The organism is Streptomyces sp. MB09-01, from assembly GCF_033794505.1.
In the GTDB taxonomy this organism is placed as follows: Bacteria; Actinomycetota; Actinomycetes; order Streptomycetales; family Streptomycetaceae; genus Streptomyces.
In genome coordinates this window covers 1-16,775 of record NZ_JARAYQ010000195.1, presented here as the reverse complement: position 1 = coordinate 16,775, position 16,775 = coordinate 1, and the positions used below count along the sequence as shown (strand labels likewise).

At 72.2% G+C, this 16,775-nt stretch carries 12 protein-coding genes and 1 riboswitch; of the genes, 5 read left to right on the top strand and 7 right to left on the bottom strand.

The window, feature by feature from the left end:
- Positions 1-1,839: GNAT family N-acetyltransferase (locus PV721_RS31295; RefSeq protein WP_319730216.1), on the bottom strand; the 1,839-nt coding region annotated here is incomplete at its 3' end.
- Between the two features lie 184 nt (positions 1,840-2,023).
- On the opposite strand from PV721_RS31295, the gene PV721_RS31290 reads away from it, so the two are divergent.
- The gene (locus PV721_RS31290; protein ID WP_030026990.1) at positions 2,024-2,305 is read left to right on the top strand and encodes an HPr family phosphocarrier protein; all 282 of its coding nucleotides are present in this window, start codon (positions 2,024-2,026) and stop codon (positions 2,303-2,305) included.
- Between the two features lie 316 nt (positions 2,306-2,621).
- Here PV721_RS31290 and PV721_RS31285 read toward each other — a convergent pair whose 3' ends face one another.
- The 4 genes from PV721_RS31285 to PV721_RS31270 all read right to left on the bottom strand — a co-directional run bounded on the left by PV721_RS31285 (position 2,622) and on the right by PV721_RS31270 (position 7,410).
- Complete coding sequence (locus PV721_RS31285; RefSeq protein ID WP_319730210.1) at positions 2,622-3,299, bottom strand: GntR family transcriptional regulator; 678 nt, start codon at positions 3,297-3,299, stop codon at positions 2,622-2,624.
- A 183-nt stretch (positions 3,300-3,482) separates the two neighbouring features.
- Positions 3,483-4,283, bottom strand: a complete 801-nt coding sequence (locus PV721_RS31280; protein ID WP_319730207.1) for a M23 family metallopeptidase — start codon at positions 4,281-4,283, stop codon at positions 3,483-3,485.
- A 12-nt stretch (positions 4,284-4,295) separates the two neighbouring features.
- A riboswitch (cyclic di-AMP (ydaO/yuaA leader) is annotated at positions 4,296-4,455 on the bottom strand.
- 217 nt (positions 4,456-4,672) lie between these two features.
- Positions 4,673-6,040, bottom strand: a complete 1,368-nt coding sequence (locus tag PV721_RS31275) for a pitrilysin family protein (RefSeq protein ID WP_319730222.1) — start codon at positions 6,038-6,040, stop codon at positions 4,673-4,675.
- 20 nt (positions 6,041-6,060) lie between these two features.
- Positions 6,061-7,410, bottom strand: coding sequence for a pitrilysin family protein (locus PV721_RS31270; RefSeq protein ID WP_319730206.1), 1,350 nt, complete (start codon positions 7,408-7,410; stop codon positions 6,061-6,063).
- Positions 7,411-7,673: 263 nt separating this feature from the next.
- Here PV721_RS31270 and PV721_RS31265 point away from each other — a divergent pair, with 263 nt between their 5' ends.
- The 3 genes from PV721_RS31265 to PV721_RS31255 all read left to right on the top strand — a co-directional run bounded on the left by PV721_RS31265 (position 7,674) and on the right by PV721_RS31255 (position 13,082).
- The gene (locus tag PV721_RS31265) at positions 7,674-10,130 is read left to right on the top strand and encodes a DNA topoisomerase IV subunit A (RefSeq protein WP_319730203.1); all 2,457 of its coding nucleotides are present in this window, start codon (positions 7,674-7,676) and stop codon (positions 10,128-10,130) included.
- A gap of 101 nt (positions 10,131-10,231) precedes the next feature.
- Positions 10,232-12,307, top strand: a complete 2,076-nt coding sequence (locus PV721_RS31260; RefSeq protein ID WP_416371224.1) for a restriction endonuclease — start codon at positions 10,232-10,234, stop codon at positions 12,305-12,307.
- A gap of 10 nt (positions 12,308-12,317) precedes the next feature.
- Complete coding sequence (locus tag PV721_RS31255) at positions 12,318-13,082, top strand: alpha/beta hydrolase (protein WP_319730201.1); 765 nt, start codon at positions 12,318-12,320, stop codon at positions 13,080-13,082.
- Between the two features lie 30 nt (positions 13,083-13,112).
- Here PV721_RS31255 and PV721_RS31250 read toward each other — a convergent pair whose 3' ends face one another.
- On the bottom strand, positions 13,113-14,243 hold the full coding sequence (locus tag PV721_RS31250; RefSeq protein WP_319730199.1) for a GTP-binding protein: 1,131 nt from the start codon (positions 14,241-14,243) through the stop codon (positions 13,113-13,115).
- 31 nt (positions 14,244-14,274) lie between these two features.
- Complete coding sequence (locus PV721_RS31245) at positions 14,275-15,435, bottom strand: citrate synthase/methylcitrate synthase (RefSeq protein WP_416371223.1); 1,161 nt, start codon at positions 15,433-15,435, stop codon at positions 14,275-14,277.
- A 79-nt stretch (positions 15,436-15,514) separates the two neighbouring features.
- Here PV721_RS31245 and PV721_RS31240 point away from each other — a divergent pair, with 79 nt between their 5' ends.
- The gene (locus PV721_RS31240) at positions 15,515-16,750 is read left to right on the top strand and encodes a citrate synthase (RefSeq protein ID WP_319730193.1); all 1,236 of its coding nucleotides are present in this window, start codon (positions 15,515-15,517) and stop codon (positions 16,748-16,750) included.
- Positions 16,751-16,775: the final 25 nt, after the last annotated feature.

Below are 16,775 nucleotides of genomic sequence, written 5' to 3'. Positions count from 1 at the left end.
GGGGGAAGGGGCGCGCGTGGCGGACAGGGCTTCGACGAGCGCTCCGAGCTCCACGTGCACCACGGCCACGGGCTTGCCAGGGACCTCGGCCACCGCCTCCCGCAGCGCGTCGGCCAGATCGTCGGCCAGTGCGTGTTCGCTCACCCAGGGAATGGCCGTGACCACGACGGCGTCGCAGTCCTCGGAGGCGAGCGCGGCGGCCAGCGCGGCCCGGAAGTCCGCCGGCGCGGCCGCCGTCGTCAGGTCCAGCGGCGGCAGCGGCCGCAGGCCCTGGGCCAGGCAGGCGTCGTAGGTGAGGACCCCGAGGGACTCGGAGTTGCCGAGGATCGCGATCCGGGGCCCGGCGGGCAGCGGCTGCGCGGCCAGCAGGAGGCCGACGTCCACCAGCTCCGTGACCGTGTCGACCCGGATGACGCCGGCCTGCCGCAGCAGGGCGGAGACGGTGGCCTCCGGCAGCCTGGTGTCGGGAACGACGTGCCCGGCCGGGGTGTGGCGGCCGCCCTTCGCGACGACCACCGGCTTGACCGCGGCCGTCCGGCGGGCGAGGCGGGTGAACTTCCGCGGGTTGCCCAGGGTTTCGAGGTACATCAGGGCGACGTCGGTGGCCTCGTCGTCGTACCAGTACTGGAGGATGTCGTTGCCGGAGACGTCGGCCCGGTTCCCCGCGGAGACGAAGGAGGACAGGCCCTCGCCGCGCCGCAGCAGCGCGGAGAGCAGGGCGATGCCGATCGCCCCGGACTGCGTGAAGAGGCCGATCCGGCCCCGCATCGGCATCGGCGCAGGCGTCAGCGAGGCGTTGAGCTCCACCTCCGGCGCGGTGTTGATCACCCCGTAGGCGTTCGGTCCGATCAGCCGCATCCCGTACGAGCGCACCTGCCGCACCAGTTCGCGCTGTCGGGCGAGTCCGGCCGGGCCGCTCTCCCCGTATCCGGCGGACAGGACGACGAGCCCCTGCACGCCGTGCTCGCCGCAGGCGGCCACCGCGTCGGGGACGCGGTCGGCGGGAACGGCGATCACCGCGAGGTCGACGGGGCCGCCGATGGCCCCGACCGTGCGGTAGGCCCGTACGCCGTCGAGCAGATCCCGCGTGACGGCCTCGTTGACGGCGTAGAGGTGGCCGTGGAAGCCGCTGTCCCGGAGGTTGCGGAGCGCGGCCGCGCCCACGCCGGCGCCGGAGCGGCTGACGCCGATGACGGCGACCGAGCCGGGGGCCAGCAGCCGCTGCACCGAGCGGGCCTCGGCGCGCTGTTCACGGGCGCGCTGCACGGCGAGGGACTCGGCCGTGGGTTCGAGGTCGAGGGTGAGGTGGACAGAGCCGTCCTCGAAGCTGCGCTTCTGCTGGTAGCCGACGTCCGTGAACACTTTGATCATCTTGGTGTTGGCGGGCAGCACTTCGGCGGCGAAGCGGCGGATGCCGCGCTCCCTGGCCACCGCTCCGATGTGTTCGAGGAGGGCGGAGGCGACCCCGCGGCCCTGGTGGGCGTCCTGGACGAGGAAGGCGACCTCGGCCTCGTCGGCCGGTTCCGAGGCGGGCCGGCCGTCGGGGCCGATGCGGTCGTAGCGGACGGTGCCGATGAACTCCCCGCCGATGGTTGCCGCGAGGCCCACCCGGTCCACGTAGTCGTGGTGCGTGAAGCGGCGCACGTCGCGGTCGGAGAGCCGGGGGTGGGGGGCGAAGAACCGGTAGTACTTCGACTCGTCGGAGACCTGCTCGTAGAAGCTGACGAGCCGGCCCGCGTCCTCGGTGGTGATGGGCCTGATCCGGGCGGTGCCGCCGTCGCGGAGGACGACATCGGCTTCCCAGTGGGCCGGGTACGAGGGGTCCGACTCGGTGGTCATGGGGCCACCTTAAGGCCGGGAGGGGCCGGACAGCCCCCGCGCGGCGCATGAGGCAACCCGGGACGAATGAGTGCAAGCTGGGGACGTCGAACGGCGGCAGATCCGGGCCGGAGGTCGGTCGGAGCATTCCGGGCGTCGTGAGAGACTGGTCTAGACAACCGTAAGAACCCTGAAGGGCATCACCATGGCAGAGCGCCGCGTCAACGTCGGCTGGGCCGAGGGCCTGCACGCTCGTCCCGCCTCGATCTTCGTCCGCGCGACGACCGCTTCCGGCGTCCCGGTGACCATCGCGAAGTCCGGCGGCGACCCCGTCAACGCCGCCTCCATGCTGGCGGTTCTGGGCCTGGGCGCCCAGGGCGGCGAGGAGATCGTCCTCGCCTCCGAGGCCGAGGGTGCGGAAGCCGCGCTGGACCGCCTCGCGAAGCTGGTCGCCGAGGGTCTCGAGGAGCTCCCCGAGACCGTCTGACCCTTCGGGTTCGACCCGCGCAGTACCGCGCCGAAGCCGCGGCCCTGGTCAGCAGGGGCCGCGGCTTCGGCGTTCTCGGCATCGGAGCCCCGCGGGCGGCGCCCACCGGAAGCCGAGGCGCCGCACCGGGCGCCGGATCGCCGGGAAGCGGGTGTTCCGCGCACAGCGTGCCGCCCAGAATTCAGCTCAGCAGGAAATTCGGCAGGCCGGAAATCAATTCCGGCCACGATCCGCCCGCGCCATTGGCGCCGCAAATTCACACCGGCCGCGAATTCCGGCAGCAGTGCTCGACGCCACCCTTTGTATACGGCTCCTGTTAATGCCGGCCGCTCGACATGTTTACGGCAGGTTGCGAAGTGCTCACCGCCGGGCGGAGCCGCAGCCGGTGCGCCCCCACAGCCCGGTCGGCATGGACCGCGGTCAGCGCCCGCGCCCGCTCCGCGTCCCCGCGGGCCACCGCGTCCACGATCGCGCCGTGCTCCGCCCAGGACTCCACGGGCCGCTGCGGCGCCTCCACCACGTACATCCACGCCACCTTGTGCCGCATCTGCGTGAGCAGCGCGACCAGCCCGGGGCTGCCGGACGCCTGGGCGAGCGTCTCGTGGAACCAGCCGCCCAGCGACCGCAGATCCTCCCCCTGCCCCCGCCTGGCCCGCTCCTGCCCCAGCCTGACCAGCCCGCGCAGCACCTTGAGGTGCGCCTCGGTGCGCCGCCGGGCGGCCCGGGCGGCCGCCAGCGGCTCCAGGAGCATCCGCACCTCAAGCAGGTCCGCGGCCTCCTGCTCGGTCGGCTCGGCCACACAGGCCCCCGCATGGCGCCGCGTGGTCACGAAGCCCTCGGACTCCAGGGTCCGCAGCGCCTCCCGGACCGGGACGCGCGAGACTCCGTACCGGCGGGCCAGCACCTCCTCGGTCAGCCGGCCGCCCGGCTCGAACACCCCGGAGACGATGTCGTCGCGGATTGCTGTGCATACCGCGTGCGCAGGAATACGCAAGACCGAACCTCCGTCTATTTCCGACTGCCGCCTCATTGCACGCACATGCGCGTGCTGCGACTCTATTGCAACACACGATAATTTCCGAGAGCGGCCGGAAATACGAAACATTTGCACGGAAACGCAACACGAAGGCCCCGGCTCGGGGAGCCGGGGCCTTCGGCGAAGCGGTGCGGGACGGGGTCAGAGGCTGACGCCGTGCGAGCGCAGGTACGCGATCGGGTCGATGTCCGAGCCGTACTGCGAGCCCGTGCGGGCCTCGAAGTGCAGGTGCGGGCCGCTGGAGTTGCCGGTGGAGCCCGACAGTCCGATCTGCTGGCCCGGGGTGACCTGCTGGCCGACGGAGACGCTCAGCGAGGTCATGTGCCCGTACTGGGTGTACGTACCGTCGTTGTGCTTGATGACGACGTTGTTGCCGTACGCGCCGCCCCAGCCGGCCTCGACGACGGTGCCGGCGCCGACGGCGTGGACCGAGGTGCCGGAGGCGGCGTGGAAGTCGATGCCCGTGTGGCTGCCGGAGGACCACATGCCGCCGCCAGCGTGGTACTGCGTGCTGACGTACGAGTTGTCCAGCGGGGCGACGAAGGTGTTGAGGCGCTTGCGCTCCTCCTCGCGGGCCGCACGCTCGGCGGCGTCGCGCTCGGCCTTCGCCTTGGCCTCGGCGAGGCGCTTGGACTCGGCGGCCTTCTGCTTGGCCTCCGCCTCCGCCTGCGCCTTGGCGGCGGCGTGCTCGGCGGCGCGCTGCTGGGATTCGGCCTGGTCGGCGATGTCACCCGCGAGGTCCTCGGCGACGACCACGGCACCCAGCCCGTTCTCCGGGGCGGAGCTGCTGTGATTGTCCGCGGCGAAGGCCGGGGCGGCGAGGGAGCCGACGACACCCGTGGTGGCGATCGCGGCGATACCGGCGTAACCGGCGGTCTTCTTGCTCAGACGGCTGGAGCCACGGTGCTTACCGGTACCAGCGGGACGACTGCCGAACGCCATGAAGGGTTTGATCCTTTCCTTCCTTCTCGCCTACCGGGTTAGCTGACGGGTTCGGAGCAGGAAGGTCTCCTACGGGCCTCCTCTTGCGAGGGGGTCCGATTCACCCCAGGGACGCATGTGGGTCCCCGGCTCCCCAGGCTCGCGCCTGACGGGGACTCGGCGATCGCTGTCCGGTGCCGCGGGTGCGGCGGGCACAACTGACGAACAGCACGGCCGACGCTAGGCGGATCATCAGTCAATCGCCAAACAGACGCGCCTTTTTGTTGCGTACGCCACACCGCATACAAGCAACCTAGCCACCAAACGGACAAAAGGGGCTCCGGCGGATAAGCCCGCCGGAGCCCCTTCGTGGTGCGTCGGTCGACCGTCAGCCGGCCGTCACCGACAGGTCAGTTGGTGACGACCGTGACGTCACCGATCCCGAGGGCGCGCACCGGCTCCTCGATCACTGCCGCGTCGCCCACCAGGACCGTGACCAGGCGGTCCGCCGGGAAGGCCTTCACGACCGCCGTGGTCGCCTCCACGGTGCCGGTTTCGGCGAGCCGCGCGTACAACTGCGCCTGGTAGTCGTCCGGCAGCTCCTGCTCGACCTGGTCGGCGAGGGTGCCGGCGACCGAGGCCGCCGTCTCGAACTTCAGCGGGGCCACGCCCACCAAGTTCTGTACGGCCACGTCGCGTTCGGCGTCGGTCAGACCGCCCTCCGCGAGGGTCCGCAGCACCTTCCAGAGGTCCTCCAGCGCCGGTCCGGTGTTCGGGGTGTCCACCGAGCCGCTGATGGCGAGCATCGAGGCTCCCTTCCCGTCGGCGGTGGAGCGCAGCACCTGGCCGAAGGCGCGCACGCCGTAGGTGTACCCCTTCTCCTCGCGCAGCACCTTGTCCAGGCGGGAGGTGAGGGTGCCGCCCAGGCAGTACGTGCCCAGAACCTGGGCCGCCCAGACCTGGTCGTGCCGGTCCGGCCCGATCCGGCCGATCAGCAGCTGCGTCTGGACCGCGCCGGGCCGGTCCACGATGACCACGCGGCCGGTGTCGTCGGCGGTCACCGGCGGCACCGGGAGGGCCGCGGCGGTGTTGCCCGTCCACGCGCCCAGGGTGTCCGCCAGCACGGCGTCCAGGTCGATGCCGGTCAGGTCCCCGACGACCACCACGGTGGCCGTGGCGGGGCGTACGTGGGCCTCGTAGAAGGCGCGTACGGCGGCGGAGTCGATCCGGACGACGGTCTCCTCGGTGCCCTGGCGCGGCCGGGACATCCGCAGGGACGCCGGGAACAGCTCCTTGGAGAGCTGCTTGGCGGCGCGGCGCTGGGGGTTGGCCAGCTCGTGCGGGATCTCGTCGAGCCGGTTGCGCACCAGGCGGTCCACCTCGGCGTCGGCGAAGGCGGGGGCGCGGAGCGCCTCGGCGAGCAGGCCCAGCGCCTTGGCCAGCCGGGAGGCCGGGACCTCCAGGGAGACCCGGATGCCCGGGTGGTCGGCGTGCGCGTCCAGGGTGGCGCCGCAGCGCTCCAGCTCGGCCGCGAACTCCTCGGCGGAATGCTTGTCGGTGCCCTCGGAGAGCGCGCGCGCCATGATGGTCGCCACGCCGTCCAGGCCCTCGGGCTCGGCGTCGAGCGGGGCGGCGAGGTTCACCTCGACCGCGATCACCTGCTGGCCCGGCCGGTGGCAGCGCAGCAGGGTCAGCCCGTTGGACAGCTCCCCGCGGTCGGGGGCCGGGAAGGCCCACGGCTGCGGCTCGCCGGCCTGCGGGCGCGGGTGGAAGGTCATCGTGACGGCTGCGGTGTCGCTCACTGCTCCGCCCCCTCGTTCTCGTCGGACTCGTCGTTCTCGTCGTCGTCTGCCGCGATCGGCTCGTAGACGAGCACCGCGCGGTTGTCCGGGCGCAGTCGGGCCGCGGCCACGGCCTGCACCTCCTCGGCGGTGATGTCGAGGACGCGCTGGACCGCCGTCAGGGCCAGCTGCGGGTCGCCGAACAGCACCGCGAAGCGGCACAGTTCGTCGGCGCGGCCGGCCACCGTGCTCAGCCGGTCCAGCCATTCGCGCTCCAGCTGCGCCTGGGCGCGCTCCATCTCCTCGGCCGTCGGGCCCTCGGCGGCGAACCGCGCGAGCTCCTCGTCCACGGCCGCCTCGATGGCAGGGATCTCGACGCCGCTGGAGGTCTTGACGTCGAGCCAGCCCAGCGAGGGCGCGCCGGCCAGGCGCAGCATGCCGAAGCCGGCCGCGACGGCCGTCTGGTCACGGCGTACCAGCCGGTTGTGCAGCAGCGAGGACTCGCCGCCGCCCAGGATCGTCAGCGCCACGTCGGCGGCGTCGCACTCACGGGTGCCGTCATGCGGCAGCCGGTAGGCGGCCATCAGCGCGCGGGCCGGGACCTCCTCGACGATCTCCTCGCGCAGCTGCTCCCCGATGACGTCGGGCAGCGAGCCGTCGCGGGGCGGCTGCTTGCCGTCGTGCGAGGGGATGGTGCCGAAGTACTTCTCGACCCAGGCGAGGGTCTGCTCGGGGTCGATGTCCCCGACGACCGAGAGGACCGCGTTGTTGGGCGCGTAGTACGTACGGAAGAAGGTGCGCGCGTCCTCCAGGGACGCGGCGTCCAGGTCGGCCATGGAGCCGATCGGGGTGTGGTGGTACGGGTGGCCCTCGGGGTATGCCAGGGCGGTCAGCTTCTCGAAGGCCGTGCCGTACGGGACGTTGTCGTAGCGCTGGCGGCGCTCGTTCTTGACGACGTCGCGCTGGTTCTCCATGGACTCGTCGTCCAGGGCGGCCAGCAGGGACCCCATCCGGTCCGCCTCCAGCCAGAGCGCAAGCTCCAGCTGGTGGGTCGGCATCGTCTCGAAGTAGTTGGTGCGCTCAAAACTGGTGGTGCCGTTGAGGGAGCCGCCGGCCCCCTGGACCAGCTCGAAGTGCCCGTTGCCCGGGACGCTCGCCGAACCCTGGAACATCAGGTGCTCGAAGAGGTGAGCCAGGCCGGTACGCCCCTTGACTTCGTGGCGCGAGCCGACGTCGTACCAGAGGCAGACCGCGGCGACCGGGGTCAGGTGGTCCTCGGAGAGCACCACGCGCAGGCCGTTGGCCAGCCGGTGCTCGGTCGCTGTCAGGCCGCCGGAGCCGGCCTGGGCTGTGGCCGTGTGACCCATGGGCATGTGGTCCCTTCGATCGCGATGCAGAGATTTCCGTCAGACCTGCCACTGTATGCAAGCGCGTCGGCCGCCGGATAAGTTCCCGGGTCACTCCCCCGGGGTCGGAGTCGGCGTTGTCGGTGCCTCGGGCCACAATGGTCCGCGTCATACCCGTCCGGACACCCGCCCGCCCCGGCCAGACCGGCCAGACCCAGCCAGACCCCCCGCAGACCAGCCAGACCCCCAGCACACCCCATTTTTGGTTAAGGAGCCGCGCAGCGATGGCCCGCCGCAGCACGAAGACCCCGCCGCCGGAGGATTTCGAGGAGAAGATCCTCGACATCGACGTCGTCGACGAAATGCAGGGCTCCTTCCTCGAGTACGCGTACTCGGTGATCTACTCCCGCGCCCTGCCCGACGCCCGGGACGGCATGAAGCCGGTGCACCGCCGCATCGTCTACCAGATGAACGAGATGGGGCTGCGCCCCGACCGCGGCTACGTGAAGTGCGCCCGTGTCGTCGGCGAGGTCATGGGCAAGCTCCACCCGCACGGCGACGCCTCGATCTACGACGCCCTCGTGCGCATGGCCCAGCCCTTCTCCATGCGGCTCCCGCTGGTCGACGGCCACGGCAACTTCGGCTCGCTCGGCAACGACGACCCGCCGGCCGCCATGCGTTACACCGAGTGCAAGATGGCCGATGCCACGTCGCTGATGACGGAGTCGATCGACGAGGACACCGTCGACTTCACCGCGAACTACGACGGCCAGGAGCGGGAGCCGGTCGCGCTGCCCGCCGCCTACCCGAACCTGCTGGTCAACGGCGCGTCCGGGATCGCGGTCGGCATGGCCACCAACATGCCCCCGCACAACCTCGGCGAGGTCATCGCGGCCGCCCGCCACCTGATCCGCCACCCGCACGCGGACCTGGAGGCGCTCATGCGCTTCGTGCCGGGTCCCGACCTGCCCACCGGCGGCCGGATCGTGGGCCTCTCCGGGATCAAGGACGCCTACGAGAACGGCCGCGGCACCTTCAAGATCCGCGCGACGGTGGCCGTGGAGAACGTGACCGCGCGCCGCAAGGGCCTGGTCGTCACCGAACTGCCCTTCACGGTCGGCCCCGAAAAGGTCATCGCGAAGATCAAGGACCTGGTCGGCTCGAAGAAGCTCCAGGGCATCGCCGACGTCAAGGACCTCACCGACCGCTCGCACGGCCTGCGCCTGGTCATCGAGATCAAGAACGGCTTCCACCCGGAGGCCGTGCTGGAGCAGCTCTACAAGCTGACTCCGATGGAGGAGTCCTTCGGCATCAACAACGTGGCGCTGGTCGACGGGCAGCCGCTGACGCTGGGCCTCAAGGAGCTGCTGGAGGTCTACCTCGACCACCGCTTCGAGGTCGTCCGGCGGCGCAGCGAGTTCCGCCGCACCAAGCGCCGGGACCGGCTGCACCTGGTCGAGGGCCTGCTGGTGGCGCTCATCGACATCGACGAGGTCATCCGGCTCATCCGGGACAGCGACAACTCTGCGCAGGCCAAGGCCCGGCTGATGGAGCGGTTCTCGCTGAGCGAGATCCAGACCCAGTACATCCTGGACACCCCGCTGCGCCGGCTCACCAGGTTCGACCGGATCGAGCTGGAGTCCGAGCGCGACCGGCTGACCGGGGAGATCGACGAGCTGACCGGGATCCTGGAGTCCGACACGGAGCTGCGCAAGCTCGTCTCCACGGAACTGGCGGCGGTCGCGAAGAAGTTCGGCACCGGGCGCCGTACGGTGCTGCTGGAGTCGGCGGGCACCGCGGTGGCGGCGGTTCCGCTGGAGGTCGCGGACGACCCCTGCCGCGTGCTGCTGTCGTCGACGGGCCTGCTGGCGCGCACGGCGAACGGCGATCCGCTGCCGGAGGAGGAGGGCGGCGCCCGCGCCAAGCACGACCTGATCGTCTCGCAGGTCGCGGCCACCGCCCGCGCCGACGTCGGCGCGGTCACCTCGTACGGGCGGCTGCTGCGACTGTCGGTGATCGACCTGCCGCAGCTGCCGGACACGCACGCCGCGCCGAACCTGGCGGGCGGCGCCCCGGTCTCGGAGTTCCTGTCCGGGCTGGAGGCGGACGAGAAGGTGATCTGTCTGATCTCGCTGGACGAGTCCTCGCAGGGCCTGGCCCTGGGCACCGAGCAGGGCGTGGTCAAGCGCGTCGTGCCGGACTACCCGGCCAACAAGGACGAGCTCGAGGTCATCGCCCTCAAGGACGGTGACCGGATCGTCGGCGCGGTGGAGCTGCGCACGGGCGAGGAGGACCTCGTCTTCATCACCGACGACGCCCAGCTGCTGCGCTACCCGGCGGGCCAGGTCCGGCCGCAGGGCCGCCCGGCGGGCGGTATGGCGGGCATCAAGCTCGCCGGCAACGCCAAGGTGATCCACTTCTCGGCCGTCGACCCCGGACGGGACGCCGTGGTGTTCACCGTGGCGGGCTCGCACGGCACGCTGGACGACTCCGTGCTGTCCGGGAAGCTGACCCCCTTCGACCAGTACCCGCGCAAGGGCCGGGCCACCGGCGGTGTGCGCTGCCAGCGGTTCCTGAAGGGCGAGGACGTGCTGGTGCTGGCCTGGGCGGGCGGCTCCCCCGTCCGCGCGGCGGCGGCGAACGGCACTCCGGCGGAGCTGCCGGCCGTGGACCCGCGCCGGGACGGCTCGGGCACGGCGCTGCCCGCGTCGGTCGCGGCGCTGGCGGGTGCCGCGCTGTAGGAGGTACGAGGTCATTCGGGTGGTACGTCCGGGGGACGTACCACCCGAATGGCGACTAGTGTTTTCCCGTTGGTGCTTGTGGTGGGGGCGGGGGAAAACTGGTGGGCCGTCAGTCGAGCGGGATGATCGGAGACTGGGCCGAGGCCCAGCGCAGGCAGCAGCGGACGCAGGTGATCCAGCAGCGTGAGGCGGAGCGCCGCCGGCGGGCATGGGACCGGGACGTGGCCCGGGGCGAGCGCGAACAGCAGGCCGCCTACCGACAGCACCGCGAGGTTGAGGCGCGGCGTCGTACGGAGGCCATAGAGGCCGAAGTCGTTGCGCTGCAGAACCTGTTGGCCACGGGTTGCCGGGCGACGGCATTCCGGATGGCTTCCCTGGTGGAGAGCGAGGAGCTCGAACCGTTCCGTCCGGGTTCCTTGGCGCATCCCGTGGCGATGCCCCGCATCGAACAGTTCCAGGAGCAGAGCAGCGGCATGGCGCTGGGTTCCTACCGGCGGGCCCAGGCGGAGCACGAGGCGCACGCCCAGTACACCAGGGCCTACCAGAAGGCGCACGCCGCGGAGACCCGGCGCCTGCAGCAGCTCGCCGAGAACCGGCAGCAGTACGACCGGTGGGCGGCCGAGCAGCTTGCCGCGATCCGTGCGCACAACCGCGGGCTGAGCGAGCTGGCCGCGAGACTGCGCGCGGGCGATGCGGAGGCGGTGGTCGAGTACTTCTCTGCGGCCCTGTACGCCTCAACGGCCTGGCCCGAGGAACTGCCGAGGCAGGTGTCGGCCGCGTACGACCAGACGGCGCGGCAGTTGGTGCTCGACTGGGAGCTGCCTCGTTTCGGGGTGGTACCGGAGGCCAAATCGGTGCGGTACGTCCCGAGTACGGACCAGGACAAGGAGACGGCCCGCCCGGTCACGCAGCGGCGGGCACTGTACCGGGACCTGCTGGCGCAGTGCGTGCTGCTGGTGGTGCGCGATCTGTACGCGGCCGACGAGTTCGGCGCCCTGGACTCGGTGGTCGTCAACGGCTTCGTGGACGACCACGATCCGGTGACGGGGCGCGAGGCGCAGATCGTGCTCGCCACGGTGTCGGCGGAGCGGTCCGCCTTCGCAGGACTGCGACTGGAGCAGGTCAGCGCGGTGGACTGCCTGGTGGAGGGATTGCGCGGGCAGTTGTCCGCGCGGCCGGACCAGCGGGCCGGGGTCCGCGCCGGTCGCAGACCGGGCGAGGTCGGCGGCGTCGTCAGCCACGGCGGGCAGTCCGGCAACGGTGAGGACGAGCCGGACCTCTTCGAAATGGACCCGATCGCCTTCGAGAACCTGGTGGCGGAGCTCTTCCGCGCGATGGGCATGGAGGCGGTGACCACCCAGCGGTCGGGCGACGGCGGGGTGGACGTCGAGGCGCTGGACCCGGCCCCGATCCGGGGCGGTCGGATCGTGGTGCAGGTCAAGCGCTACCGGAACACCGTCCCGCCGACGGCAGTACGGGACCTGTACGGCACGGTCCAGGACGCGGGGGCGAACAAGGGGGTGCTCGTCACCACCTCGTCCTTCGGGCCGACGTCGTACACCTTTGCCAACGGCAAGCCACTGGAGTTGGTTCCCGGGGCCGAACTCGTGGAGCTGCTGCACCAGTACGGGCTGCGCGGCCGGCTCGGCGGTGGTCCGGCGGCGCAGCGGGCGGCGGAGCCCGCCCCTTCGGCGGACCACAACGTGCTCGGCATGTCCTGGTCGGGCCTGGTGGCGCTGGACGTGTGCGCGCTCGTCTGCACGGGCAACCGGGTGCTGAGCGAGGACCACTTCGTCTTCTTCAACAACCCGCGGACCCCGGACGGTTCGGTACGGGCCCGCGCGCACGCGGCGCCCGACAAGGCCGCCCTCGAGGTCTCCTTCGACGCCCTGCCGCGCGAGGCCGACCGCCTGGTCCTCGTGGCGGCCGTCGACCCCGAGGCCGACCCGCGCGCCGACCTGGCCGGCTTCACCGACGCCCGGATCCGGCTCCTCGACGCCTGCGGCGCGGAGGCCGGTCAGCTGGAGGTCTCCGACGGGCGGGCCGGCGAAACAGCCCTGGTGCTGGGCTCGTTCCGGCGCCGGTCGAACGGCGACTGGGACTTCGTGATCGGCGGCAAGGGCTACCGCGGCGGTCTCGAGGACCTGCTGCGCGAGTACGGCGTCGAGGTCGCCTAGGGTCTGCCGCATGACTCTTGATTACGATGAAGCCGGCGACGGCCCCGCGCTGGTACTGCTGCACTCTGCGGTGTGCGACCGAAGGATGTGGGATCCGCAGTGGCCGGCCCTGGTCGATGCCGGATACCGGGTGGTGCGTTGCGACTTCCGGGGCTTCGGCCAGAGCCCCTTGCCGGCCCGGCGCCACAACGACGCAGAAGACGTGCTGGACCTGCTGGACTCCCTCGGCATCGAGCAGGCGGCGCTGATCGCCTCCTCGTACGGCGGACGGGTTGCCGTGGAGATCGCCGCCCGCCGCCCGGACCGGGTCTCCGCCATGGCGCTGTTGTGTTCCGGGCTGCCCGGCCATGAACCCAGCGCTGAGCTGCGCGCGTTCGGCGAACGGGAGGACGCGCTGATCGAGGCGGGTGACATTGCGGGTGCCGTGGAACTGAACGTGGACACCTTCCTCGGGCCGGACGCCGGGGAGGCGGTCCGGGACGAGGTGCGCAAGATGCAGCGGCGTGCCTTCGAGGTGCAGCTGGCCGCCCCCGAGGGGGCAGGGCGGAAGAACGTGGACATCGACCTGTCAGCGGTCAAGGCACCCGGTCTCGCGCTTTCGGGCGGCCTCGACCTGGCGGACTTCCGGGAGATCGCGGCCCAGCTGCCGGGGCTGCTCGCCGACACCCGGCACGTCGAACTGCCCTGGGCCGGCCATCTCCCCAGCCTGGAGCGGCCCGCCGCGGTGACGGACCTGCTGATCGCCTTCCTGCGTGAGACGGTTCCCGCCGGCTGAGCTGGCTCGACCGGTCTCCCGGCCGGCGCGTCAGAGGGCCCCGGCTCCGAAGCCGGGCTCCGGCCCGGCTTCGGCTCCGGGACCGGTCTCGGCCTCGGCCTCGGCTCCGGGATCGGCCGCGGGCCGGGGCACGGCGACGTACCGCAGCACGCCCCACATGCTCTCGGGGGATGCGTTCTGCGGGGCCTGCTCGCGGCAGGCCTCCAACTCCCGCACCAGCCCCTCCCCGTCGGTGCCGGAGCCGATCAGGACGAGCTGCGTCAGGCGCGCTTCGCCCCGCCCCCAGGGCTGCGGGGCGAAGCGGAGGAACCGGCCGACCGCGTGGACCTCGTACTTCTCCTCGTGCCCCGGGACCCCGAACCACACGAAGCCCTTGATCCGGTAGAGCCCGGCCGGCCGCCGGTCGAGGAAGTCGATGAACCGGCGGGGGGAGAGGGCCTGGTCGGAGGCGAACTCCGTGCTCTCGTAGGCGGCGTGCGCGTGGGTGCAGTGGTCGTGGCCGTCGGCCTCCGCGAGGAGGTCCTCGAACGAGAGCTGGCCCCGGGTCTCGGTCCAGGGGCGCCGGTCGAAGAGCAGTTCCGGGTCGATCCGCCCGTGGTCGGCGCCCACGACCGGGGTGCCGGGGGCGCAGAGCGCGGCGAGTTCCGTCTCGATCCGGGCCCGTTCGCCGGGGTCGACGCGGTCGGTCTTGTTGAGCACCACCAGGTCCGCGACGGCGAGGTGGCGGTCGGTCTCCGGGTGCACGGCCCGCGTCGCGTCGAATTCGGCCGCGTCCACGACCTGCACCAGCCCGCCGTAGCGGATGGCGGGGTTTTCGCTGGCCATGAGCATCCGGATCATCTCCTGGGGCTCCGCCAGCCCGCTCGCCTCGATGACGATCACGTCGATGCGGTGGACGGGAGCGGAGAGCTTCTCCAGGTACGCGTCCAGCTCGCTGCCGTCGACGGCGCAGCACAGGCAGCCGCCGCCGAGGGAGACCATCGAGTCCCCGACCTGGCCGGCCACCGACATCGCGTCGATCTCGATCGAGCCGAAGTCGTTGACGACGACCCCGATCCGGGTGCCCCCGCGACCGGCGAGGAGGTGGTTCAGCACGGTGGTCTTGCCGGATCCGAGGAAACCGGCGAGGACGACGACGGGGATGGGCTGCCTGCTGTTCACCCGGTCGATCGTAGCCAGCCTCCGCGGTCGATCAGTCGATCACCGGCACCGGCTGGGGCGGGGTGGGGCCGCTGTACCGGGCGGCAGGACGGATGATCTTCGAATCGGCGGCCTGTTCGAGGACGTTCGCACTCCAGCCGACCACACGGGCCGCGCAGAAGGTCGGGGTGAACATCTCGCGCGGCAGCCCGCACAGCTCCATGACCACGCCCGCGTAGAACTCCACGTTGGTGTGCAGCTCCCGGCCCGGCTTGAGCTCGGCGAGGATCTCCTCGACCTGGCGCTCGACCTCGACGGCGAAGTCCACGAGGGGCCCGCCGAACTGGAGGGCGATCTCGCGCAGCATGCGTGAGCGGGGGTCCTCGGTGCGGTAGACGGGGTGGCCGAAGCCCATGATCCGGTCGCCCGCCAGGACCCGTTCGCGGATCCACGGCCCGATCCGGTCCACGGTGCCGATGGCGTCGAGGGTGTCCAGGGCGCGGCTGGGGGCGCCGCCGTGCAGCGGTCCGGAGAGCGCGCCGATCGCGCCGGTCAGGCAGGCGGCCACGTCGGCGCCGGTGGAGGCGATCACGCGGGCCGTGAAGGTCGAGGCGTTGAAGCCGTGGTCGACGGTGGATATCAGGTATTGCTCGACGGCGCGGGTCTCGGTCGGGCCGGGCTCCCCGCCGGTCAGCATGTAGAGGTAGTTGGCGGCGTACGGGAGGTCGTCGCGCGGCTCGACGGGCTCCAGGCCCTGCCCCAGCCGGTGCAGGGCGGTCAGCAGGGTCGGTACGGCGGCGCACGCGGCCAGCGCGTCGGCGGCCCGGCGGGCGGGGTCGAGGTCGTACACCGGGCGGAAGCCGGCGGAGGCTCCGAGCAGCGAGAGTGCGGTGCGCAGCCCGGCGAGCGGGCCGGAGAGCCGGGTGGCCCGGGCCAGGCCCGGCAGCGCGTCCCGGACCTCCCCGGGCAGGTGGCGCAGCGGGGCGGTTTCGGCGGCGAAGGCTGCCCGCTCGGCGGCGTCGGCGGGCAGTGCGCCTCGGAACATCAGGTGCCAGACGTCCTCGAAGCTGCGGCGTGCGGCGAGCTCGACGGCCGAGTACTGGCGGTAGTGGTAGAAGCCCTCACGGCCTCGGACGTCGCCCAGCTCGGTTTCGGTGACCACGACCCCCGCGAGGCCGCGCGGTCCTTCGATGGTGCTGTCGGTGGTGTTCATGGATCGACCATCCATGATGGATTGAATCGCTGTCAATGTTGATTGAATCAATATTCAATCCATCTGTAGGGTGTCCGTCATGAGCGACCAGACGGACGGCGGGCGCAGGCTCAGCACCCAGGAGGCGGCGGGCGTGCTCGGCGTGAAACCGGCGACGGTGTACGCGTACGTCAGCCGGGGCCAGCTCACCAGCCGCCGCGATCCGGCCGGGCGGGGCAGCACCTTCGACGCGGCCGAGGTGGAGGCGCTGGCACGGCGGAGCCGGCGCGAGGCCGCGGCGCCCGCCGGAGAGCTCTCGGTCCGCACGGCGCTCACCCTCATCGAGCCCGACCAGTACTACTTCCGGGGCGTGGACGCGGTGGCGCTGGCCTCGGAGTACCGATACGAGGAGGTCGCCGAGTGGCTCTGGACGGGCAACGTCGTGCACGGCGCACGGTTCACCGCTCCCCCGGAGGTACTGGCTGCGGCCCGGCGGGCGGTGGCCGCACTGCCGGCCCACGGCGGCCCCATCGACCGGCTGCGGGTGGCGGTGGCCGCTGCCGCGGTGGCGGACCCGCTGCGCTTCGACCTGTCCGAGGAGGCGGTCCTCGGCTCCGCTCGCTGTCTGATTCCCACGCTGGTCGGCGCACTCCCCGAGGCGGGAACGGTCCAGTGGGCCGGTGACGGCCGGATCGCCCGGCAGCTGTGGTCGCGGCTGACGGCCCGGGAGCCGGACCCGGACGCCCTGGCCGTACTGGACCTCGCGCTGGCCCTGCTGGTCGACCACGACCTGGCCGCCTCGACCCTGGCCGTCCGCGTGGCCGCCTCGGCGCGGGCCCACCCGTACGCGGCGGTGTCCGCCGGGCTCGGCGCGCTCGAAGGACCCCTGCACGGCGCGGCCGGACGGCTCGCGCACCGGATGCTGGTGGAGGTGCTGGAACAGGGCGGGGCCGCGCCGGTGGTGGCGGAGTACCTCCGCGCCGGGCGCCGGGTACCGGGGCTCGGACACCGCCTGTACCGGGGGGAGGACCCGCGTGCGCGTGCGCTGTTCACCCGGCTGGAGGGACTGGAACAGGCCGCTCCCGCCCTGGGTGCGGCGCGCGAGGTGGCCGCGGTGATGGCCAGGCAGGGCGGGCTGCACGCCAATGTGGACCTGGCTCTGGCGGTGCTGACCGTGTCGTGCGGAATGGCCGCCGAGGCCGGGGAGACGGTCTTCGCGGTGGCCCGCACGGCGGGCTGGATGGCGCACGCCCTGGAGGAGTACCAGGAGCGGCCGCTGCGGATGCGGCCGAGCGGGCAGTACCACGGTCCGCGCCCGCCCCAGCCGATGCCGTAACGCCCCGCCCTCCGTCCCTGCGACC

Bases quoted from the DNA above. Each gene is read 5' to 3' on its own strand.
- PV721_RS31290 (WP_030026990.1), top strand. From the start codon at position 2,024: ATGGCAGAGCGCCGCGTCAACGTCGGCTGGGCCGAGGGCCTGCACGCT.
- PV721_RS31280 (WP_319730207.1), bottom strand. From the start codon at position 4,283: ATGGCGTTCGGCAGTCGTCCCGCTGGTACCGGTAAGCACCGTGGCTCC.
- PV721_RS31275 (WP_319730222.1), bottom strand. From the start codon at position 6,040: ATGACCTTCCACCCGCGCCCGCAGGCCGGCGAGCCGCAGCCGTGGGCC.
- PV721_RS31270 (WP_319730206.1), bottom strand. From the start codon at position 7,410: ATGGGTCACACGGCCACAGCCCAGGCCGGCTCCGGCGGCCTGACAGCG.
- PV721_RS31265 (WP_319730203.1), top strand. From the start codon at position 7,674: ATGGCCCGCCGCAGCACGAAGACCCCGCCGCCGGAGGATTTCGAGGAG.
- PV721_RS31255 (WP_319730201.1), top strand. From the start codon at position 12,318: ATGACTCTTGATTACGATGAAGCCGGCGACGGCCCCGCGCTGGTACTG.
- PV721_RS31245 (WP_416371223.1), bottom strand. From the start codon at position 15,435: ATGAACACCACCGACAGCACCATCGAAGGACCGCGCGGCCTCGCGGGG.
- PV721_RS31240 (WP_319730193.1), top strand. From the start codon at position 15,515: ATGAGCGACCAGACGGACGGCGGGCGCAGGCTCAGCACCCAGGAGGCG.